Raw genomic sequence first — 21,141 nt, 5'->3', positions numbered from 1 at the left:
TGATAGTATATCGGCATCATTGTAACATACTTCCGAATTAAAATGTGAACATTTTGTTAAAGATTAAATACTTTTTCAATTTGTTCGATTGACCAGTCTAAATCCTCTTGTGAAATAACGAGTGGTGGCGCGAATCGAATGACTGTATCATGTGTTTCTTTACATAATAGGCCTAATTCTTTAAGCTTTTCACAGTATGGACGTGCAGCCTCTGTTAATTCCATTCCGATAAATAAACCACGACCACGAACTTCTTTAATGACTGGGTTCTTAATTTCTTTTAATTTACCTTTAAAGTATTCACCAAGTTCGTGTGAACGCTCTGCTAATTTTTCATCTAGTAATACTTTAATTGATGCAATAGATACAGCACATGCTAAAGGATTACCACCGAAAGTTGAACCGTGCGATCCTGGGTTAAATACACCTAAGATTTCACGATTTGCAGCTACACACGAAATCGGGAATACACCGCCGCCTAAAGCTTTCCCTAAAATGTACATATCAGGCTCTACTTCTTCCCAATCACATGCAAACATTTTACCCGTACGTGCTAAACCAGCTTGGATTTCATCTGCAATAAATAAAACATTGTTTTCACGGCATAGCTCGCGCGCAGCTTTTAAGAAGCCTTCTGATGGAATAACGATACCAGCTTCACCTTGAATAGGTTCAATTAAAAACGCTGCTGTGTTTGGAGTAATTGCAGCTTTTAATGCATCTAGGTTACCGTAATCTACTAACTTAACATTCGGTAACATTGGACCGAAGCCACGACGATATTCTTCATCAGATGATAAAGATACAGCAAGCATTGTACGACCATGGAAGTTACCATTACATGCAATGATTTCAGCTTTGCCATCTTCTACACCTTTTACATCATAAGCCCAACGACGAGCGGCTTTAAATGCTGTCTCAACCGCTTCAGCACCTGTATTCATCGGTAATACCATTTGTTTATTCGTTAATTTTCCAACAAGCTCATACCATTCACCAAGGTTTTCGCTATAAAATGCACGAGAAGTTAGTGTTACTTTATCAGCTTGTTCTTTTAACGCGGCGATAATTTTTGGATGACGATGCCCCTGATTCACAGCAGAGTAAGCTGATAGCATATCTAAGTATTTGTTACCTTCTGGATCTTTTACCCAAGCACCCTCAGCCTCTGAAATAACGATTGGTAGCGGGTGATAGTTTGCAGCACCAAAATTTTGCGTTTGTTCAATCACTTGATTTGTTTTTGTCATAAAGTATTCTCTCCTTACGTTCATGATGAAAAACTCTGGAAGACTCTGTTTTTCTATAAATAAATTCAATAGAAACAATTTCAGCATTTTCTGAATATAAAAGGCAAGAATCTGCACACTACTCCTAGGTAAGCCGCCTCGACATTAGCGCCTGCGGTTCTTGCCGGACTCACTTTACCAGGAGGAGTCTCGCAGATTCTCTTATAATTTATGCCCCAGCATAATTGCGTTCGGAGACAACTTCTTCAGTCAGCCGAAAGAAGTTATAACATTTCAGAAGTTGTTTTTGCTTGCATATGAAGTTGTAGATAGTCAGGGCCACCTGCTTTTGAGTCAGTACCTGACATATTGAAGCCGCCGAATGGTTGGTAACCAACGATTGCACCAGTACAGCCACGGTTGAAGTATAAGTTACCTACATGGAAATCTTCACGTGCTTTTTCTAAGTTCATACGATTATTTGTAATAACCGCACCAGTTAAGCCGTACTCAGTATCATTTGCAATATCAATTGCTTGATCGAAATCTTTAGCTTTTGTAATAGCTACAACTGGTCCAAAGATTTCTTCTCTCATAACTCGTGCAGAAGGATCTACATCTGCAAATACTGTTGGTTGAATGAAGTAACCAACTGAATCATCAGCTGTACCACCTGCAACTAGGCGACCTTCTCCTTTACCAATTTCAATGTACTCTGTCACTTTATTGAATGCTGCTTGGTCAATAACTGTTGCCATGAAGTTGTTGAAGTCTGATGGGTCACCAACTGTTAACGTGTTTGTTAATTCCACTACACGGTCAACAACTTGGTCATAGACATCTTCAACGATAACAGCACGAGAACATGCTGAACATTTTTGACCCGAGAAGCCAAATGCTGATTTTACAATAGATTGTGCTGCAAGCTCTAGATCCGCTTCTTTATCAACAACGATTGTATCTTTACCACCCATTTCAGCGATAACACGTTTAATCCAAATTTGACCGTCATTTAATACAGACGCACGTTGGTTAATACGTAAGCCTACATCACGAGATCCTGTGAAGCTAATGAAGCGTGTTTTTGGATGATCAACTAAGTAGTCACCTACTTCTGCACCAGAACCTGGTACAAAGTTCACAGCACCTGCTGGAAGACCCGCTTGCTCTAACACTTCGATAAATTTATAAGCAACTACAGGTGTTGTCGAAGCTGGTTTTAATAATACAGTGTTACCTGTTACTAAAGCTGCCACCGTTGTCCCCGCCATAATTGCGAATGGGAAGTTCCATGGTGAAATAACAATACCAATACCTAACGGAATATAGTCATAACGGTTGTATTCACCTGGACGACTTTCTACAGGTTGACCTTCTTTAACACGGAGCATTTGACGACCATAGTATTCTAAGAAGTCAATTGCTTCTGCAGTATCTGCGTCAGCCTCAGCCCATGGTTTACCTGCTTCTTTTGTTAAAAGTGCAGAGAATTCATGTTTACGACGGCGAATAATTGCCGCTGCTTTGAATAATACGTCTGCACGAACAGCTGGATCTACTTTTTTCCAAGTTTTGAAAGTTTCATCTGCCGCTTGCATTGCTTTTTCAGCTAGTTCTTTGTTTGCTTTTGATACGCGACCAATTACTTCTGTTTTCTTTGCTGGATTATATGAAACGATTTTATCTTCTGTAGTAATACGTTCTCCACCGATAATTAGTGGATAGTCTTGACCTAAATATCTCTCTACTTTATTTAATGCCTCTAAATATGCGTTGTAATTTGCCTCTTGAGTAAAATCTGTGAATGGTTCGTGTTTGTATGAAATCATACTTTATCCTCCCTCGTGAGATGTGTTTTAAGTGCGCAAAAAACATTGACGCAAAATATCTTTGCGTTTAGAATATTCTTACACTTATTATAATGCAAAATTTTGTTGCATATTTCAAGTAAAAAATTTTTGAGGTGCACATTTTATGAAAAATTCTGAACCCTTACTTCCTTTTTATAAGTTTATTGCAACAAATGTTTCAGTTGGTATTCATGCTGTAGACCTTTCTGGCAAAACAATTATTTATAATACAAAGATGAAAGAAATTGAAGGTTTCCATTTTGATGAATTAGCAGATCGTTCTGTTATTGAAATGTTTTCCTTCCGCCAGCATGAAAGTACTTTAATGCGTGTATTACAAACAGGTAAAAAGGAAATTAATGTGAAACAAACTTACTGGAATAAAAATGGTCATGAAATTACAACTATTAATGATACTTTTCCACTTTATGTTGAAAATAAACTAATTGGAGCGATTGAATTTGCTCGTGACATTACATCACTCGAAAAGCTAGTTTATCAGCCTCTTCGTCGATATGATGAACCTTTAACATTCGATATGATTACAGCTGTATCCGAATCGATGCGACAAATTATTGCAAACGCAAAAAAAGCAGCAGCTGTGAAGTTACCGGTATTATTAATAGGAGAATCGGGTACAGGAAAAGATTTAGTCGCAGAGGGGATCCACCATGCAGCATCGCCTGACCCTGAAGCATTTGTAACATTAGTGAGTCGTCGCTCTGTTCCATCTGTTTTAGATAAATTGCAGGAGCTCTTACAAGATGAGAAGGCATATACTTTTTTCTTCGAACGCGTTGACTTTTTAAGTCTAGACATTCAAGAGGAACTGTTAGAGATATTACAATCTCTTCCACAGTCTAAATACATGCTAATCGGAAGTGTCGGAAGCGACCCTATTACATTGATTGAGGAGAAAAAACTTTCAAAATCACTGTATTATTTCTTTGCTACAATGGCTATTACCATCCCAAATCTAACAGATCGAAAAGAAGATATTCTTCCATTCGTAGATGATTACTTTAACCGCCATCGGGAACGCTTCGCTTCAAATGTCCGGGATCTAGCACCTGATGTCCAGGATCTATTTTTGCAATATGATTGGCCAGGAAATTTAAAGGAGCTTGAGCTATTACTAGATGAAATTGTGTCGTTTATGACCACTGAATCAACAGTTACCTCAGATTTATTACCAATGCATTTCCGTTTCAAGGTACAACAGCAGGACACATCTAATCACGAGCCGGAATTCTTTATGTTCCAACAACAGAATGATGTTATGCCACTCGATGCTTATTTGCGTGAAGCAGAATCATATTATGTGCAAAACGTCTTAAATTTATATGAAGGCAACATTACAAAGGCTGCTAGTGCACTTGGCATGAGTCGTCAAAACCTACAATATCGAATTCGAAAAATAAAAAATCAATAGTTATATTTGAATACTAAAAAACGAGGATACCTTCATATTTGAAAGCATCCTCGTTTTTTATCTCGTACATTAACAGGCAGCAATTATTTGTCTGTATCGAAAGCGTCAGACTCCCACCTCAAAATACAGCAAAAGTAAACATAACTGCCAGTAAATGCGCGATTGGTGAAGACTATAATCAGTGGGGGATAAAGAACCCCCCACTAAATCAACTATGCCTCGGCATAATTGGGGTCCGGAGACTTTAACCACTTTCAGCGGATAGTTTGCTGAAAGAAGTTAAAGCTTCACTTTATTGACCTGACTGTTCGATCCAGCCCTGTAATTTTTCTTTTAGGGAATTAAAACCATTCGCATCCGATTCATCTACACGGTCCTGCAATGATTTACGTGGTAGTACATCTTTTTTACGCAATGTAGTTGGGCGCTCCTGCAAAGCACGAATCGATAAACTAATTTTTTCGGCATCTTCATCGATTTCAAGTATCTTTACTTCAACCTCTTGCCCAACTGACAAAAATTCACTAACGTCCTTTACAAAGCCGTACGTAATTTCGGAAATATGTACAAGGCCTTGTGTATCTTCATCAAGCGCAACAAATGCACCATACGGCTGTATACCTGTAACTTTACCGGTCAACACGTCCCCTAATTCATATTTTTGTCCCATAACCTTTGCCCACTTTCTTTTTGTTTGCTACGTATATATCACCACAAATTATAACATAGGTGTATTAGTCGGGCAAAAATTCATACCATCAATCCACGATTCCTGTTATGCGATAATTACCTTCTTTGTTTATCGATAATTTAATAAGAAATTGTCTACCATACATATCCTGATACTCTTCAGAAACACGAACAGCAACCGTTGGATAGATACCATCATATTCACCTAATTGGCTAAAGATATCTAAACTTTTAACATTGTCTAACAAACTTGTATTAATGTTCGTTTCTGGCATTAATATAGCTTTTTGTAAAGATTTATCTCCAATAGTTATTGCATATATATAAAGGGAAACCATATTTAATGGGCGTAATTGATCGATAAATGTTTCAGTATCGCTTTTTTTATATTGCTCATATATACTCTTTATTTGTGATTCATCAATACTTACAATCGTAAAATCACTATCATTAATAAATCCTGCTGTTTCTTCTCGAGTTTGCAATATGATTGTCCAAATATCATAAGTTGATAACTGGCTTAAAGTATTTGAGCGATTGTTCTGTTGTAGTTCATTCAAAATTGTTGAAGCAGTTTTCTTCATTACTTCCCCGTACGTTCCATTAGCTACTTTTTGCAAGAAATCCATATAATCTTCACGAGGTTCCCCACCTTTTGTAAGAGCAGGATAGCTTGCAGTTCCTTTCAACAACACCATCCATGTATTTTCAAAACTTTGTCTTACAACCTTATAACTAGGTGAACCTGCGTTTACATCTGCTAGTAATGTACGCTCCATTAATTTTAATGATTTAGCGGTTTCTTCTCGTGTATACTTTAAATCATCTGCTAATAAAAACTGTCCCTTTTCTAAATACTCAAAGTAACCAAAAATATCAGGATGCAATTTATTGATATTGGGTGGCGAAAATTCACCGTAAATCGGTGTGGCTTTAAAATAAAACGTCCCCTCCTCATTTTCTTTTAATTCCATGAATTGATTATTTGCGGCCTTAATAATCGCCCATAAATCTGACGGATATTTATTGGTATCTTTCGACTTCTTTAGGAGAGGTCCATATGGTTTAAGAAGATCACTGTAAAAGTTCTCTAATTCCAATACAGTTTCTTCATATAAGCGATATACTTCAAAAGATTCATCGAACGTTAAATTAGATTCATCAATCGTTTCCAAGGCTCTTCTTGGTGTTATTAATTTATTAAGTATAGTTTCCTCATTAATTTTTAAAAACTGTACATCCTCTTCTTGTACATGAGAATTCCTTCTTGTATAGAAGTCTAGCACGTAGTCAGCTTCTTTAATAAATTCAAATGCATTCAATTCGTCAATAGTAACTTTTAACTCTATTCTTATTTGCTCTTTTTTACTATTGTATTTTTTAGTTATATTTTCAACCCATTCTTTAATTCCAACTTCCTTTTTTTCTTCCTGAGAAACATCCTTTTTACTATTTACGATTTCTGGTTGATTAATCATATAAGATGAAACGAGCACACTCACTAACAGTACACTTGCAATGCTTGCTATCCAGACTGCTGGCTTTCGCCATCTTGAAGGGGGCTTTTGTGTTGTTACTGTTTCTAGTGCTTGTTGTGTTGCATTTTCTGCCTCGATTTGTGCGAAAATGGCTTCTGGATCTAACTGTGGTTCCAAGCGATTATAGGATTTTTTTAGAAGCTCCATTCGTTTTTCAAATTGTTTATCATCCATTTTCAACACTCCCCTCCTCCATTAACACCGCTTTAAGCTTTTCCTTTGCACGCAATATACGAACTTTGACAGTTGCTAACGAAATATTTAGTACTTCCGCTATCTCCTCATACTTAAATTCATGGAAGTAAAATAATATGAGAGGATAACGATACTTTTCATCGAGTTCTTTAATAGCATTATGTAATTGCCTATCCTCCTCAAAATTAAGGACATACTTTTCGGCTGAAGATGAGGGCGTTTGCTGCTGAGCACCTAGCCTCTCTTCCTTTGCCTGCTCTTGCTGTTCTTTGCGATAATAATCACGGGTTGCATTTAATGTAATTTTATAGAGCCATGTCGTAAAACGATCCTGCTTAAATTGATGTAAAAAACGATACAGCTTTACAAACACCTCCTGTGAAACATCCGCTAAATCATTACTATGAACGCCACATTGAAAAGCAAATTTTTCAACTGTACGTTGATGTATTTGGATTAGCTCTATATAGGCGTCTTTGTCTCCTCGCTGAGCCCGTTCTATTAATTCAGTTTCAGTCACGGTCATCCCCCCTTCGCACATGTAACGAATCATTTCTCTTAATTGTTACATATTTTTACTTATTAATAAAAAATACAAATATCTCGCTAAATCAAAACAAAGCCACTAAGACCCCGAACTTCGTTACTAAAACCATATACTGAACCACTAAAATACCCCCGTTTCACAAACAAAATGAAGACAAGAATTTCTATTAATCATTTTCTCGAAATTTGCTTGTGTTAGAAGAGTATTGCGGTTAAATAAAGTTTTAATATAAGAAGGATTTAATTCCGTATCTTCGAGAGATCAATTTACATCTAAAATTGGGTTTATTTTAGCTGCCGCTGGAAGTTCTATAGGGGTTAGAGCTATTTGGAAGTTTCCTTAGATGGCGGGTACTAACGGCGGAAGTGTTTTTATTTTATTATTTATTCTATGTTCCTATCTGATGTAAAAATTTTAGATCGTTCTATTTTCGACTTTGTAGACTTTTTCACGAATAGTATTGGTATGCCAATTGGAGCCTTACTGATTTCATCTTTGCAGGCTATTATTATACAAAAGATATTTCTCGTAAGGAGCCTGCCTCATCTAGTCTGATGTTCAATATTTGGTATATTTTAATTCGGTATGTATCTCCAATAGCGATATTAATTATTTTCATCCAAGGGATCTTACCTTTGTTTAAATAAAAGACCGTTAAAAAACGAGGTTGTCTCTAAATTGAAAGAGACAACCTCGTTTTATAGAAAAGCAAAAGCATCATTGCGTCCGGATTCAACTTTGTGCTTAGGCCAACAAATGTTCTTTGCGCGAAAGCGTAGTGCTAACTTAGCGGCAGCGGCATGATGTTGGTCACTCAGTCGTGCCACAGGACGTGGCGTTCTTAACTGAGTTCCTCTATTTCAGCGGATGTTTGGAACCCCCCTAAAAAAAGTTAAATAATGCATTTTGCTTCAAATTTTATCGCAATAAGCTTGTACGAAATGGCTACACAATCTTCAAATGGAATCCATTCTTCAAACGAATGCTCATATGTTTCTTGAATAACCTTTGCAAGAGTTGATGGATCATCAATACCTTGCAATGCTGCTACAACATCTGCAGTTTCAGTATCATAATGATCTGGACCTAAGTGGAATGGATCCCACTCCTCTAGCAGTCGTACGGCCGCTTGATTCATTTTTATATTTTCCAAAATACTCACCTATTATCCTTTTATCATACTCGTATGATACCATAGTAAATAAAAAAGAAAAGAGTGATTTACTTGTCTATTTTCGATCAAACTATTAAACGTCGTTGTACAAACTCTGTAAAATGGGACGCAATGGAAAATGTATATGGGCTACAAGATGCTTCAGATATACTACCAATGTGGGTAGCGGATATGGATTTTGCTGCTCCAGTAGCCGTATCAAAAGCGCTACAAGAACATGCTGTAAAGACTGTTTTCGGCTATAGCTTTGTTAGTGATAAAGCAGTGCAAGCGATCGTAGACTGGCAGCATACACATCATGATTGGCACATTGACAAAGGATCAATTGTTTTCTGTAACGGTGTTGTTGCTGCTTTAGCAGATAGTATCAAGGCACTAACAAATCCAGGAGATAAAGTTCTTATTTCCTCACCTGTCTATCCACCATTTTATAATACCCCGAAAAGTAATGGCCGAGAGATCGTTAGTTGTCCTTTAGTTGAAGAAGATGGCACATTTGTCTATGACTTTGAAGCCTTTGAACAAGCACTTGCTCAAAATGTGAAAGCCTACATATTGTGTAATCCTCATAATCCTGGAGGCTATGTATGGGATGAAACTACATTAAAGGAAATCGTACGACTATGTGCAAAATATGATGTTGTTATTATTTCCGATGAAATTCATTCTGATTTAATGTTGGATGGCTCAAAACATACACCATTAGCAAAAATCGCTGGTGATGAAATGGATCGTATTATTACGTGTATGGCACCGACAAAAACATTTAATCTAGCTGGGATACAAGTCGCTTATATGGTTGTAACGGATAAGAAAAAGCGTATGCTACTAGAAGCAGTTCATATGGCTAGTGGGCAAGGCTCATTAAATACTTTTGCTTCTGTTGCACTTCAAACTGCTTATGCAGAGGGTTCCCCATGGTTAAATGACATGCTTTCTTATATTTCAAATAATATGGACTATGTGATTGCTGAATTAGAACAATTACCTGGTATCCATATTAGAAAACCTCAGAGCACTTATTTACTTTGGATTGATTATCGAGAATTAGGACTTGATGAAAAAGAAATCATGAAACGCTTGCTGGAAAATGGTAAGTTAGCATTAGAGCCTGGGACAAAATATGGCGAAGAGGGTAGCGGCTTCCTGCGTATGAACGTCGCTTGCTCATTTGACACAGTAAAAGACGGTGTTCAGCGCTTTAAGCAAGTACTTCAACAATAGAAAGTAAATAGTGAAGGATATCTCAAGTTTTTCTGAGATATCCTTTTTTGTTGAGAAAATATAGCTCATATGGAGAATGATACGAAAACATACAATTCATGAAGTGTTTTGGCATAAGAGTAATAAGAAAAATGCCCCGCAGTCCTTAAAGGCTGCGAGGCATCTGGTACAATCAATTATGATTCGGCATAATTGCATCCGGAATCGGCCGGACGCTTTAACTCAGTTGGGTGTTTAGACACCCGCTGAATGAAGTTAAATATTTTGCTGATTGTTTGTATTATTTTTCTCTGAAAGAATACGTGCTTCGATTTCCTTTGATTTCATTTCTTGTTTCTTAGAAATCTTACGGAAAATGGTAAAGACAACAATACATAAAATAAGCATGATTAAAAATTCAAAAGCTGCAGGAATGTATCCTGATTTATCTTCTGGGAAATATAAAAATTGATACATTAAATGTTTCATGTTTTACACGTCCTTACAATTATTATTCAAAAACTGTAATTGACTCGATTTTCACATCTTCTACTGGTTTATCACGGAAGTCTTTTTCTACATCTGCCATTTTGTCTACAATGTCCATTCCTTCAACAACATGACCAAATACTGTATGCTTATGGTCTAACCAAGGAGTACCGCCATTTTTAGCATATGCTTCAATAATTTCTTCTGGGAAGCCAGCACCTTGTAATTGACGAAGCATATCACTTGGAAGGTGCTTCATTTGTACGATAAAGAATTGTGAACCATTTGTGTTTGGACCCGCATTTGCCATTGAAAGGGCACCGCGAAGATTAAATACGTTTTCAGAGAACTCATCCTCGAAAGAGTTACCCCAAATTGACTCGCCGCCCATACCTGTACCAGTTGGGTCACCACCTTGAATCATAAAGTCTTGGATTACACGGTGGAAAATGATGCCGTCATAGTATCCTGATTTTGCATGGCCTAAGAAGTTTTCAACAGTTTTTGGTGCATGCTCTGGGAATAATTTAATTTTGATGGCACCTAATGTTGTTTTCATTTCTACAAGTACTTCGCCTTCTAGTACTTCTGTTGTTAATTGTGGAAACATTGAAGTCTCTCCTTTAAATGTAAAATTTCAGTTTCATTGAAAATGATAGTACTATCATTTCTGACCTCATTTTAGTCTAACATACTTCTTAATGGTTTTCTTCACCAAAGTATTGACGATTTCTTGCACTTTTAATTTTTTAGCTTATCACCATACCGCAGTGTTGAATTCCGTTCCGACTGGGCGCTTTTCTGGAGGCTGCCGTTAAGCCGCTTGGGCCAATAAGTGTTTTTTTACGCGAAAGCGTAGCGTCCGCGGCACGATGGTAGTCACGAAGGTGTTATTACAGTACTGTTCTTCGGTTAAGAAATATTCTTTCATATTAACCCCCTTACTATATTTTTTATGATTGTTCATATATTACCTTGATTGACCATAAAATGGAAAATATCTAAAAGTGGAATAGGATTATATGAATAATAATAGAAAAAATGGAGGGATTGAATGAAATTTATACAAAAAATAAGTGTAATCGGACTGTCGGTATGTATGTTAAGTATCGTTTTTTCATCTACCAGTATGGCAACAAAAATCGTTACAGAAGAGCACTTGAATTCAGTAAATAAAAAAATGGAAAAGAAGTTAATTATTACAAAAACGACTCCGCCCAAATATTAGCACAGGAAACAAAAATGGTAGTAATTGAAACAGTAAAAGAAGATAAATCATTATTAGAGCAAAAAACAAAAGAATTTGAAGAAAAAATGAAAATGGAACAATTAACCTTTATTGAGAAGGGATTGAAAAAAGCAACAACGCTTCAAGATGTAGAAAAAGTAAAAAGTGAAGCAGCCAACCTATTAACAAAAGAAAAAGAATTGTTTAAAGCAGAAAGTGAAAAATATGTAAAAACAAAAATTGATACGGAAAAAGTAAACTTAGCGATGATTTCAAGTTCATATGAGACGGTTAGAGATGACTTTTTCACTTTTAACAAACACAGATTCTATTACTATGATGTCAATAAAAATGAATTTGTTCCAAACAATAAAGTAAATAAAATAGAAGAAGTAAAAGAATTTGAAAAAAACCACATAGAAGATTCAAGAGTAAAAGATAATCCAATCAACACCTTAATCCTGTTCATTCTCCTTGGATTGTTATGTATAATTCCTCTTATCATAAGTAACAGCCAAAAAAACAGAGCGTAAGCTTTCTTGATGCTATTAGCCTTCGTTCCTCTGCCTGTTCGCTCCTGGATCTCATCTATGACGCTAACTACACTCCAATCAACTTATTCACATAGACATACGTTTTGACAAAATGTCATCCAACTTTTTAGCAGGAATTATCGCTCAACTTTTAATTGTTATCGACATCCGCCTTCCAAAGAGCAAAAAAGGATTCATACACAAAATTGTGTGTGAATCCTTTTACTTTATTATCATAGCTTCACCAATCACTTAATAAGTTTTAACAAACGTCGTCTCCAACTTCATTATTATAAATACAAATAGGTCGGAACGCGTATTTGGAAACTATCCAAATTATGTTATTCTGTTGAATGACTCATATTTAGAGTGGAGGCACACATGAAAAAGGCTTTTGGTTTTTTTATCATTTTACTATCCTTACCTGTCCTTTGGTGGATTAGTACAAATATTAGGACAGAGATCAATGCGGCACAAGCACATGAGGAGCAAATCGCCAGCGCTATTCATTTACCGGAAGTACAGCCACAGCTTCCAGTAACACTTATTGATCGAAACGGTAAAACATTTAGCGAGGAATATGTCGAATGGCGGCAACCTCTAACATTACAGGAAACCCCAAAAATTGCCCAGGAAATTTTTATTGCAAGTGAGGACGCTCATTTTTATGAGCATATTGGTTTTGACCTCAGTGCTATCATCCGTGCAGTTGTTGCTAACTCAAGTACAAATTCAACTTCTCAAGGTGCTAGTACCATTACACAACAGCTCGTTCGAATGCGTTATTTATCTGACGAAAAAACATATGAACGAAAATTAACAGAGATTTTTTACTCTTATGAGCTTGAGAAAGAATTTGATAAAGACGAGATTTTAACGATGTATTTAAATGAAGCCTATTTCAGCAATCAAGTTTATGGAATCGGTGGAGCAGCTACATATTATTTTCAAAAACCACTCCAAGAACTATCTATTGCTGAAATTGCATTTATTGCTGCTATTCCAAATAACCCCTCGCTTTATAATCCTTTAAAAAACTTCGAAAAAACAAAAGCGAGGCAGGAGCGGTTATTAGATACACTCGTAGCGAGTGACGCTATAACAAAAGAAGATGCCATTACATATAAAGCTGAAACTATCACATTAAATGTCAAGAATAAAGCGCAAAGCTCCCCTATGTACAGCACGTATGTCCTACAAGAGCTTAGATGGTTAGTTGCAGAAAAAGAAGGTTATACAGATCGACTTGCAAATACACAAAGTGAGGAAGAGAAGAAAAAAATCAAAGCGCAGCTAGACAATCGACTCAATGAATTATTCCAAAATGGATTAACGATTTATACCGCGCTTGATCCAGACAAACAAGCACATGATGAGGATAAAATGACGGCGATTCTAGGCTCAGGTAAATTACAAGCAGCTGGAGCAGTTATTGATAATACATCCCGAGAAGTTGTTAGTCTTTATGCTGGGAAAAACTACGAAAAGTTTGGTTATCATCGGGCCTTTCAAGGTACACGTCAGCCAGGCTCTGCCTTTAAGCCGTTAGCGGTGTACGCTCCTTTCTTTGAAACGACAGCACATACACCTGATTCTATCGTCAGTGGAGGCAGTTATTGTGTCGGTTCATTTTGTCCACAAAACTATGGAGGCTTTAAATACGGTGATGTACCGATTCGAGTAGCATTTCGAAATAGCTACAATACATCGGCCCTCCGTCTCTTTAACACCGTCGGAATTGACACAGCCTTTAGTTACTTAGATCGCTTTCACTTCCGCTCTATCGTGGCAAAAGACCATACTTATGCTGCCTCTTTGGGAGGATTAACATATGGTGTTACAGCACTTGAACTAGCAGATGCTTATACAAGTTTTATAGACGGCTCATACGTACTTGCCCATAGCATCCGTAAAGTAACAGCATCTGATGGCACGGAACTTTACAGCTGGGATTCAGCACGCGATCAAATTTGGGCACCGAAAACAGTTAAGTATATGCGTTCAATGCTTGCAGATGTTGTTACCAAAGGTACCGCGCAAGGCGTTTATAGTAGAAGTAACTATGTCGGTGCCAAAACAGGAACAACTAACAACTATCGCGACTACTGGCTTGCCGGATTAAATAATGAGTACACTGCAGCAGTATGGCTTGGCTACGATAAGCCACAAACTATGGAGAGATTAGAAGCTTATAAGATTCATCACAAGCTATTTAATGTTCTACTGGAATAAAAATCAATTATGCCAAGGCATAATTGCGTGACATCCGCCGAGGTTTAACTTCTTACAGCGGATGTCTTTTGTACCGAAAGCGTAGCGACAGGTACAGATGTTTGGATACCCGCTGTAAGAAGTTAAGAGGAGCAGCCCAGAGTGAAATTCTTCACTCTAAGGCTGCTCCTTTCATTGTTTAACATTACTATGCAGTTTAATAAACCGAGGCATTTAGTGAGCAAACGGTAAACTTGCTAAAATACCATTATACAATTTTAATACAACATAAACTAATAGCGATAATAGTATAGTCCACATAAAAAGTTCAAATACTAATAAGCCAATTGTTCCACCCATCGACATAAAATGACTCATTTTATAGATAAGATAAATAAAGTAGATAAAAACGGTTAAGATAAAAATACCTACTAAAACGTAAATAAATTGAATAGCAAAGGCTGAACAGATTGCACCAACTAATAAAATGATGTATCCACCTCGAGCTTGATTCACTGTCGTACCATCATGATCCTTTGAGAAAAATAACATTCCTAACTCATGAATCGTTTCCCCTACTAATTTTAATGCTGAAAATAGCATAAAAAAGATTACAGCAAAGACAATTAGCAAGAAGACACGGAGCTCGAAATCGGATAAAAACTCACGCATACCGGAATACACACCGATTGCATGAAAAACTTGCAACGATTCACTTACTGCATACATTCCAAATGTCAAACTAAACAATAAAATTGTAATTAATGGTAGATAACCATAAATATAAGGGTTTTTCATAAATAATTTTTTCCTCTATTATTATTGATAACTTCCTATTTATAATATATCCAAAGTTCTTCCATTACCGCAAGCTAAATCATATGAGTGCATATGCAATCCTACAAAAAGTACGATATAATTAACATACTTATCTGCATAAAGGAGGATTTTTTTGTTACAAGTACTTTATATTTTCATTCCAATGCTTGCTGCAATATTTGTGCCACTTTTATATAAAAGCATTAAAAATATTCACACAGGCTGGTTTGTTCTTGCAGTTCCTGCTACACTCGCGATTATTTACGCATCTTATATCGGAAAAGTAGCAGATGGTAAAGTGATTCTTGAAGAGCTTCCTTGGATTCCATCGCTTGATATTTCCATCGTTTCTTATTTAGATGGACTTAGCTTGCTGTTCTCATTGCTGATTACTGGAATTGGCTCATTGGTCGTACTTTACTCTATTTTTTACTTAGACAAACATAAAGAAAAATTACATAATTTTTATGTTTACCTATTATTATTTATGACCGCAATGCTAGGAGTAGTACAGTCAGATCATTTAATTACGCTGTACTTCTTTTGGGAACTAACATCTATTTCATCATTTTTACTGATCGGCTATTGGTATTCTCGTGATGCCTCTCGCTTTGGTGCACTTAAGTCAATGATGATTACAGTCGGTGGCGGCTTGATGATGTTAGGAGGATTCATCCTTCTTTATATAATGGGAGGAACGTATTCAATCCGTGAACTTATTGTAATGGCACCTAGTTTAGTGCAGCATCCCCTGTTCACCTGGTCGCTCGTTTTAATACTTCTAGGAGCATTTACGAAGTCTGCCCAATTCCCATTCTACATTTGGTTACCAGATGCAATGGAAGCGCCAACACCAGTAAGTGCATACCTTCACTCTGCAACAATGGTAAAGGCAGGTATTTATTTAGTTGCACGCTTTACACCAATTTTCGCTGTTTCTGAGCTTTGGGTATGGCTCGTTACAAGCGTAGGTATTTTAACGTTATTCTGGGGTTCATTCTTTGCTATAAAGCAAACAGATTTGAAAGGAATCCTTGCTTTCTCCACAGTGAGTCAGCTTGGACTTATCATGTCATTGCTCGGCGCCAGTGCTTTAGCGTTTCATGGCAATGGGACTACAGATACTATTAAATTTGCTGCCTTTGCGGCAATCTTCCATCTTATCAACCATGCAACGTTTAAAGGAAGCCTATTCATGATTGCCGGCATTGTCGATCATGAAACAGGTACACGTGATATTCGTAAGCTCGGTGGATTAATGAGTATTATGCCGCTTAGCTTTACAGTAGCGGCTATCGGAAGCTTATCAATGGCTGGTCTACCGCCATTTAACGGCTTCTTAAGTAAGGAAATGTTTTTAACTGCCATGCTTGCACTGCAAAATTTCGAATTTTTAGGCTTCGAAACATGGGGAGCACTCTTCCCAATTGTCGCTTGGATTGCTAGTATATTTACATTTGTCTATAGCTTCTATTTTGTTTTCAGAACATTTACTGGTAAATATAAACCAGAAAAATTACCTCATAAACCACATGAGGCACCGATTGGTATGCTAATTTCGCCGATGATTTTAGCAGCATTAGTCGTAACAATATTCTTTATTCCGAACCTAGTTGGAGATACCTTTGTAAAACCAGCAGTACAAGCTATTCAGCCATTCTTATATGATTCACCAAAGGATATTGATATTCACGTGGCTGCTTGGCATGGTGAAATTACTCCCGAATTAGTCATGACATTTGGCATAGTAATTGTTGGGGTTCTATTGTTTGTAGCATTACCGAAATGGCAGGTTATTTACCAAAGATTCCCGCAATCTTTAACGTTAAATAATGCATACGACAAGATTATGCTCGGACTAGATGTTGGGTTAAATCGCGTATCACGTCTTTATATGACGGGCTCTATGCGTCACTACCTGTTGTATATGTTTAGTAGCATTGCGGCGATTGTAATCGGTTCTTTATTTGTGAAGAATGCTTTTACAGTCTCCTTCCAAGACGTTTCACCTATTCGTCCTTACGAAATCATTTTAGTTGTAGTATTAGTCATTGGAACAGCCATTACAATTTTGGCAAAGTCACGTTTAACAGCTATTATAGGCCTTGGTGCTGTGGGCTACACAGTAGCATTATTCTTCGTTATTTTTAATGCTCCTGATTTAGCATTAACACAGCTTGTCATTGAAACAATTTCTGTTGCGCTATTTTTACTAGCGTTTTATCATCTGCCGAAGCTCGGAAAACGAGAAGAGCGCATGAGATTCCAATTAAATCGCGCGATTGTTTCCGTTGCTGTCGGTGTTATGGTTACGCTTTTAGCACTGTCTGCACATTCACAAAAATTGATTCCGGCTATTTCGAAGTATTATGAGGAAACAGTTTATTCAAAAGCAGGCGGTGGAAACATTGTCAACGTTATCTTAGTAGACTACCGTGGCTTTGATACATTATTTGAAATTACAGTGCTAGCTATTGCTGGAATGGCCATTTTAGCAATGATCAAGCTACGCATGAATAGAAAGGAGAAAACACATGAAAACAAATGATGTAATTATACAATTTACAACAAAAATTGTATTCTTCATTATTTTCTTCTTCTCCATTCATATTTTTCTCGCTGGTCATTACACACCTGGAGGCGGCTTTGTTGGTGGACTTTTAACATCGAGTGCGGTCGTGCTCTTAGTCCTTGCCTTTGATTTAAATACGGTTCGTAAGGTTTTACCTATAAATTATACGTATTTAACTGCAATTGGCTTACTTCTAGCACTCGCAACAGCCGCTTTCCCAATGTTTATAGGTAAACCGTTTTTTACACATTTCTTTGATTATTTCGATTTACCGCTTCTAGGCAAACAGTCATTACACACGGCTATGCTTTTTGATAGCGGTGTCTATTTGGTTGTTGTCGGCGTTACGATGACCATTATTCAAACGATTGGGGAGGATGAATAATGGAAATAATGATGGCGTTTGTCATAGGCTTTCTATTTATGGCAGCGATTTATTTAATCTTATCCAAAAGCTTATTGCGTATTATTATCGGGACAGGTCTTTTAAGTCATGGCGCTCATCTTCTCATTTTAACGATGGGCGGGCTAGGTGGAGAAGCACCACCTGTTTTAAAGGAAGGGGCAAAAACTTTTGCAGACCCATTACCACAGGCGCTTATTTTAACAGCGATTGTTATTAGTTTTGGGGTAACAGCTTTCTTCTTAGTACTTGCATATCGTTCTTATCAGGAGCTCGAGACAGATGATATAAGCTTAATGAGAGGAAGTGATGAGGATGAATAACTTCCTTCTACTGCCAATTATCATTCCATTTTTCTTCGGTATGATTTTAATATTCGGGCAAAAAAACTTAAAATATCAGCGTTCATTCGCATTACTTGGTATAGTGCTCGCACTTACATCAGCCATTTCACTGCTTATAAAAGTGAAAAATGATGGTATTCAAATGGTAACGTTCGGGAATTGGCCTGTGCCGTATGGCATTACGATGGTTTCTGATATGGTATCTGCATTGCTTGTCACTACAACGCTGCTGATCACCTTCTTTGTTGTTTGGTATGGCTTTGGTTCCATCACAAAGGAACGTGAACGCTTCTTCTATTATCCTGGCATTATGTTTATTTTAACTGGGGTTAACGGGGCATTTACGACAGGCGATATTTTTAACCTTTTCGTGTTCTTCGAGGTATTGTTAATGGCCTCTTATTTGCTCATCGTTCTTGGGGGCGAAAAAGGACAGCTTAAAGGTTCCATTAAATATATTTTAATTAATGTTATTTCATCTGCTTTATTTGTTATTACAGTTGCCTTCCTTTACTCTGTAGTAGGTACATTAAACATGGCAGATATTGCAGTAAAAATTGCTGAAATTAATCAGCCAGGTATCGTTACGGTTATAGCTGTACTATTTTTAATGGTATTTGGGTTAAAAGCGGCTATTTTCCCGCTATACTTCTGGCTACCAACTTCTTATGCAGCAGCACCTATACCAGTGCTAACGCTATTTGGTGCACTACTAACAAAGGTGGGCATTTATGCGATTACTCGAACATATACATTGTTCTTTGTTCATGATTTATCGTATACACATGATTTACTGATGGCATTAGCAGTTGCAACAATTATTGCGGGCTGTATTGGTGCACTTGCCTACCATGATGTGAAGCTCATCATTATATATAATATTGTCATAGCTGTAGGTGTTATTTTATTTGGTGTTTCTCAAATGAATGAAATCTCCCTAAAAGGTGCAATGTTCTATTTAATCCATGACATGCTTATTAAAGCAGCGCTCTTTATGTTAATAGGGATAGTCATCTACATTACTGGCACATCTGATTTACGAAAAATGGGCGGTCTTATGAATAAATATCCTGCTCTTGGTTGGTGCTATTTAATTGCAGCATTTGGTTTAGCAGGGATCCCCCCACTTAGTGGCTTCGTTGGAAAGCTGTTGATTGTACAGGGAGGATTTGAAGCAGGCAGTAAATGGAGTAGTATTTTTATTTTAGCTTCATCACTTCTCGTTTTATTATCGGTTATTCGTATTTTCCTTTATGCCTTCTGGGGTGAAGAAAAAGAAACAACGGGTACTGTCGATAAAAAAGTCTACTATACACTATTTGTGCCTACCGTTCTTTTAGTGCTCATTACTGTAGCGTATGGTGTAGGCTCTGAATGGATTACTCCATTTATGGACGATGCGGCAAAACTATTAAGTGATCCATCTATTTATATAGATGCTGTAATGAAGGAGGATTAGAGATATGGCATTTCAAATTATTTTAAATGTTGTACTTGCCTTCGTTTGGATGTTCCTTTCTTCTAATTACACAGCAACAGGCTTTATCATTGGGTTCATTCTCGGTATTATATTGCTCATTATTATGCGTAGATTTTTTACTACCCGTCTTTACGTCTACCGCATATGGGCAATCATTAAGTTGACGTTACTCTTTTTAAAGGAGTTAGTGTTAGCGAATGTACAAGTTCTTCGAGTGGTATTAAAGCCTAAGTTGGATATGCAGCCTGCATTCTTTGCCTATCCGACTGTTTTAACACAAGAATGGGAAATTACTTTATTATCAAGTCTTATTACGTTAACACCTGGTACTGTAGTAGTCCACGTATCAGATGATGCAAAAACTTTGTATGTACACGCTATTGATATTAGTGATGTCGATGAAGCGATTACAGCAATTCAAGATTCATTTGAGAAAGCGATTTTGGAGGTGAGTAAATCATGACAACATTTATTATTGCTTCGATTGTAGTGATTTGCTTATCATTGATTGCAGTCATTTATCGAATGGTTAAAGGACCTTCTGCATCTGATCGTGTAGTAGCATTGGATTCATTAGGTGTATCAGTAATCTCGCTCATTGGACTGTTTTCAGTACTGGTTGAAACAAGCTTCTTCCTGGAGATTATATTATTGTTAGCGATTTTATCGTTTATCGGTACGGTTGCTTTCTCTAAATTCATAGAGAAAGGAGATATCATTAAACGTGACAATTCTCGCTAATAGTTTAGTTATCTTTTTCATTTCTGTAGGGGTGCTATTTATAGTCGTGACAGCCATTGGTCTTGTCCGTTTACCTGATTTGTACACACGTGCGCACGCTGCTTCAAAAAGTGCAACGCTCGGTGTCATGTGCGTACTCATTGGGGTATTCTTTCACTTTTGGTTAATTGAAGATCACTTTAATCCCCGCATTTTACTCGGTATACTGTTCCTGTTTATCACAGGTCCTGTTGGAGGGCATATTATGACTCGCTCCTCATACATCGCTGGTGTAAAGCCTTGGAAAGGCACAATACACGACGAGCTTGGACCTGAAATTGATCGGATGAAAAAAGAACAAGGCATTAAATAACTTTTCCAAAAAAGTTGAGGCTGGGACATAACTAGCTTCAATTCATGAGAAATCCGACTTTGAATTCATTCAAAGTCGGATTTCTCTATCTTTTATGTTGTCTCCAGATAG

General features: G+C 37.1%; 21 protein-coding genes. 12 read left to right on the top strand and 9 right to left on the bottom strand.

The window, feature by feature from the left end; genetic code table 11:
- Window positions 1-56: 56 nt before the first annotated feature.
- Both ACIPKN_RS25985 and pruA read right to left on the bottom strand, forming a co-directional pair.
- Window positions 57-1,250 (bottom strand): ornithine--oxo-acid transaminase, encoded by a 1,194-nt coding sequence (locus ACIPKN_RS25985; RefSeq protein WP_400941742.1) that lies wholly within the window; start codon window positions 1,248-1,250, stop codon window positions 57-59.
- A gap of 263 nt (window positions 1,251-1,513) precedes the next feature.
- Window positions 1,514-3,058, bottom strand: coding sequence for an L-glutamate gamma-semialdehyde dehydrogenase (gene pruA / locus ACIPKN_RS25980; RefSeq protein ID WP_400941739.1), 1,545 nt, complete (start codon window positions 3,056-3,058; stop codon window positions 1,514-1,516).
- Window positions 3,059-3,203: 145 nt separating this feature from the next.
- Between pruA and ACIPKN_RS25975 the strand changes: the two genes are divergently transcribed.
- Window positions 3,204-4,511 carry an AAA-type ATPase lid domain-containing protein gene (locus ACIPKN_RS25975; RefSeq protein ID WP_400941737.1) on the top strand — a complete coding sequence of 436 codons (1,308 nt, stop codon included), beginning with the start codon at window positions 3,204-3,206 and terminating at the stop codon, window positions 4,509-4,511.
- 292 nt (window positions 4,512-4,803) lie between these two features.
- Here ACIPKN_RS25975 and yugI read toward each other — a convergent pair whose 3' ends face one another.
- The 4 genes from yugI to ACIPKN_RS25955 all read right to left on the bottom strand — a co-directional run bounded on the left by yugI (window position 4,804) and on the right by ACIPKN_RS25955 (window position 8,634).
- Window positions 4,804-5,181, bottom strand: coding sequence for a S1 domain-containing post-transcriptional regulator GSP13 (gene yugI, locus ACIPKN_RS25970; protein WP_142510521.1), 378 nt, complete (start codon window positions 5,179-5,181; stop codon window positions 4,804-4,806).
- 88 nt (window positions 5,182-5,269) lie between these two features.
- Window positions 5,270-6,913 (bottom strand): hypothetical protein, encoded by a 1,644-nt coding sequence (locus ACIPKN_RS25965; protein WP_400941735.1) that lies wholly within the window; start codon window positions 6,911-6,913, stop codon window positions 5,270-5,272.
- Window positions 6,906-7,454: an RNA polymerase sigma factor gene (locus ACIPKN_RS25960; RefSeq protein ID WP_400941732.1), complete on the bottom strand. Its 549-nt coding sequence runs from the start codon at window positions 7,452-7,454 to the stop codon at window positions 6,906-6,908. Before ACIPKN_RS25960 ends, ACIPKN_RS25965 begins: the two co-directional genes overlap by 8 nt.
- 919 nt (window positions 7,455-8,373) lie before the next feature.
- Entirely contained in the window at window positions 8,374-8,634 is a 261-nt protein-coding gene (locus tag ACIPKN_RS25955; protein ID WP_132361698.1) for a DUF1871 family protein, read from the bottom strand.
- Between the two features lie 72 nt (window positions 8,635-8,706).
- Between ACIPKN_RS25955 and ACIPKN_RS25950 the strand changes: the two genes are divergently transcribed.
- A complete protein-coding gene (locus tag ACIPKN_RS25950) occupies window positions 8,707-9,879 on the top strand; it encodes a MalY/PatB family protein (RefSeq protein WP_400941729.1) in 1,173 nt (390 codons plus the stop codon).
- A gap of 255 nt (window positions 9,880-10,134) precedes the next feature.
- On the opposite strand, the gene ACIPKN_RS25945 is transcribed toward ACIPKN_RS25950, so the two are convergent.
- Both ACIPKN_RS25945 and ACIPKN_RS25940 read right to left on the bottom strand, forming a co-directional pair.
- Window positions 10,135-10,347 (bottom strand): hypothetical protein, encoded by a 213-nt coding sequence (locus ACIPKN_RS25945; RefSeq protein WP_400941726.1) that lies wholly within the window; start codon window positions 10,345-10,347, stop codon window positions 10,135-10,137.
- A gap of 22 nt (window positions 10,348-10,369) precedes the next feature.
- Window positions 10,370-10,957 (bottom strand): peptidylprolyl isomerase, encoded by a 588-nt coding sequence (locus ACIPKN_RS25940; protein WP_142510526.1) that lies wholly within the window; start codon window positions 10,955-10,957, stop codon window positions 10,370-10,372.
- Between the two features lie 444 nt (window positions 10,958-11,401).
- On the opposite strand from ACIPKN_RS25940, the gene ACIPKN_RS25935 reads away from it, so the two are divergent.
- The 3 genes from ACIPKN_RS25935 (at window position 11,402) to ACIPKN_RS25925 (ending at window position 14,340) form a co-directional block, all read left to right on the top strand.
- The gene (locus tag ACIPKN_RS25935; protein ID WP_400941723.1) at window positions 11,402-11,575 is read left to right on the top strand and encodes a hypothetical protein; all 174 of its coding nucleotides are present in this window, start codon (window positions 11,402-11,404) and stop codon (window positions 11,573-11,575) included.
- Window positions 11,576-11,589: 14 nt separating this feature from the next.
- Complete coding sequence (locus ACIPKN_RS25930; RefSeq protein WP_400941720.1) at window positions 11,590-12,108, top strand: hypothetical protein; 519 nt, start codon at window positions 11,590-11,592, stop codon at window positions 12,106-12,108.
- A gap of 381 nt (window positions 12,109-12,489) precedes the next feature.
- Window positions 12,490-14,340 (top strand): transglycosylase domain-containing protein, encoded by a 1,851-nt coding sequence (locus ACIPKN_RS25925; RefSeq protein ID WP_400941718.1) that lies wholly within the window; start codon window positions 12,490-12,492, stop codon window positions 14,338-14,340.
- A 213-nt stretch (window positions 14,341-14,553) separates the two neighbouring features.
- Here the strand turns inward: ACIPKN_RS25925 and ACIPKN_RS25920 are convergent, their stop codons facing one another.
- Complete coding sequence (locus ACIPKN_RS25920) at window positions 14,554-15,117, bottom strand: DUF5366 family protein (RefSeq protein ID WP_400941715.1); 564 nt, start codon at window positions 15,115-15,117, stop codon at window positions 14,554-14,556.
- Window positions 15,118-15,271: 154 nt separating this feature from the next.
- On the opposite strand from ACIPKN_RS25920, the gene ACIPKN_RS25915 reads away from it, so the two are divergent.
- The 7 genes from ACIPKN_RS25915 to mnhG are packed head-to-tail and all read left to right on the top strand — an operon-like array spanning window position 15,272 to window position 21,030.
- Window positions 15,272-17,686, top strand: coding sequence for a Na+/H+ antiporter subunit A (locus ACIPKN_RS25915; RefSeq protein ID WP_400941713.1), 2,415 nt, complete (start codon window positions 15,272-15,274; stop codon window positions 17,684-17,686).
- Window positions 17,673-18,095 carry a Na(+)/H(+) antiporter subunit B gene (locus ACIPKN_RS25910; RefSeq protein ID WP_400941711.1) on the top strand — a complete coding sequence of 141 codons (423 nt, stop codon included), beginning with the start codon at window positions 17,673-17,675 and terminating at the stop codon, window positions 18,093-18,095. The genes ACIPKN_RS25915 and ACIPKN_RS25910 overlap by 14 nt, the downstream gene beginning before the upstream one ends.
- Window positions 18,095-18,436 carry a Na(+)/H(+) antiporter subunit C gene (locus ACIPKN_RS25905; RefSeq protein WP_387083678.1) on the top strand — a complete coding sequence of 114 codons (342 nt, stop codon included), beginning with the start codon at window positions 18,095-18,097 and terminating at the stop codon, window positions 18,434-18,436. Before ACIPKN_RS25910 ends, ACIPKN_RS25905 begins: the two co-directional genes overlap by 1 nt.
- Window positions 18,429-19,916: a Na+/H+ antiporter subunit D gene (locus ACIPKN_RS25900; protein ID WP_400941708.1), complete on the top strand. Its 1,488-nt coding sequence runs from the start codon at window positions 18,429-18,431 to the stop codon at window positions 19,914-19,916. The genes ACIPKN_RS25905 and ACIPKN_RS25900 overlap by 8 nt, the downstream gene beginning before the upstream one ends.
- A gap of 4 nt (window positions 19,917-19,920) precedes the next feature.
- Complete coding sequence (locus ACIPKN_RS25895; RefSeq protein WP_400941706.1) at window positions 19,921-20,400, top strand: Na+/H+ antiporter subunit E; 480 nt, start codon at window positions 19,921-19,923, stop codon at window positions 20,398-20,400.
- Window positions 20,397-20,678, top strand: coding sequence for a Na(+)/H(+) antiporter subunit F1 (locus ACIPKN_RS25890; RefSeq protein WP_400941703.1), 282 nt, complete (start codon window positions 20,397-20,399; stop codon window positions 20,676-20,678). Before ACIPKN_RS25895 ends, ACIPKN_RS25890 begins: the two co-directional genes overlap by 4 nt.
- The gene (mnhG, locus tag ACIPKN_RS25885; protein ID WP_132361712.1) at window positions 20,662-21,030 is read left to right on the top strand and encodes a monovalent cation/H(+) antiporter subunit G; all 369 of its coding nucleotides are present in this window, start codon (window positions 20,662-20,664) and stop codon (window positions 21,028-21,030) included. Before ACIPKN_RS25890 ends, mnhG begins: the two co-directional genes overlap by 17 nt.
- Window positions 21,031-21,141: the final 111 nt, after the last annotated feature.

It is taken from the genome of Lysinibacillus sp. NPDC086135 (genome assembly GCF_044746345.1).
Taxonomy (GTDB): domain Bacteria; phylum Bacillota; class Bacilli; order Bacillales_A; family Planococcaceae; genus Lysinibacillus.
The sequence above is the reverse complement of the archived record's forward strand: the minus strand, read 5'-3'. Positions and strand labels throughout refer to the sequence as shown.

Excerpts from the sequence above, each read along its gene's own strand:
- ACIPKN_RS25985 (WP_400941742.1), bottom strand. The coding sequence starts at position 1,250 with ATGACAAAAACAAATCAAGTGATTGAACAAACGCAAAATTTTGGTGCT.
- pruA (WP_400941739.1), bottom strand. The coding sequence starts at position 3,058 with ATGATTTCATACAAACACGAACCATTCACAGATTTTACTCAAGAGGCA.
- ACIPKN_RS25975 (WP_400941737.1), top strand. The coding sequence starts at position 3,204 with ATGAAAAATTCTGAACCCTTACTTCCTTTTTATAAGTTTATTGCAACA.
- yugI (WP_142510521.1), bottom strand. The coding sequence starts at position 5,181 with ATGGGACAAAAATATGAATTAGGGGACGTGTTGACCGGTAAAGTTACA.
- ACIPKN_RS25965 (WP_400941735.1), bottom strand. The coding sequence starts at position 6,913 with ATGGATGATAAACAATTTGAAAAACGAATGGAGCTTCTAAAAAAATCC.
- ACIPKN_RS25945 (WP_400941726.1), bottom strand. The coding sequence starts at position 10,347 with ATGAAACATTTAATGTATCAATTTTTATATTTCCCAGAAGATAAATCA.
- ACIPKN_RS25940 (WP_142510526.1), bottom strand. The coding sequence starts at position 10,957 with ATGTTTCCACAATTAACAACAGAAGTACTAGAAGGCGAAGTACTTGTA.
- ACIPKN_RS25935 (WP_400941723.1), top strand. The coding sequence starts at position 11,402 with ATGAAATTTATACAAAAAATAAGTGTAATCGGACTGTCGGTATGTATG.
- ACIPKN_RS25930 (WP_400941720.1), top strand. The coding sequence starts at position 11,590 with ATGGTAGTAATTGAAACAGTAAAAGAAGATAAATCATTATTAGAGCAA.
- ACIPKN_RS25925 (WP_400941718.1), top strand. The coding sequence starts at position 12,490 with ATGAAAAAGGCTTTTGGTTTTTTTATCATTTTACTATCCTTACCTGTC.
- ACIPKN_RS25920 (WP_400941715.1), bottom strand. The coding sequence starts at position 15,117 with ATGAAAAACCCTTATATTTATGGTTATCTACCATTAATTACAATTTTA.
- ACIPKN_RS25910 (WP_400941711.1), top strand. The coding sequence starts at position 17,673 with ATGAAAACAAATGATGTAATTATACAATTTACAACAAAAATTGTATTC.
- ACIPKN_RS25905 (WP_387083678.1), top strand. The coding sequence starts at position 18,095 with ATGGAAATAATGATGGCGTTTGTCATAGGCTTTCTATTTATGGCAGCG.
- ACIPKN_RS25900 (WP_400941708.1), top strand. The coding sequence starts at position 18,429 with ATGAATAACTTCCTTCTACTGCCAATTATCATTCCATTTTTCTTCGGT.
- ACIPKN_RS25895 (WP_400941706.1), top strand. The coding sequence starts at position 19,921 with ATGGCATTTCAAATTATTTTAAATGTTGTACTTGCCTTCGTTTGGATG.
- ACIPKN_RS25890 (WP_400941703.1), top strand. The coding sequence starts at position 20,397 with ATGACAACATTTATTATTGCTTCGATTGTAGTGATTTGCTTATCATTG.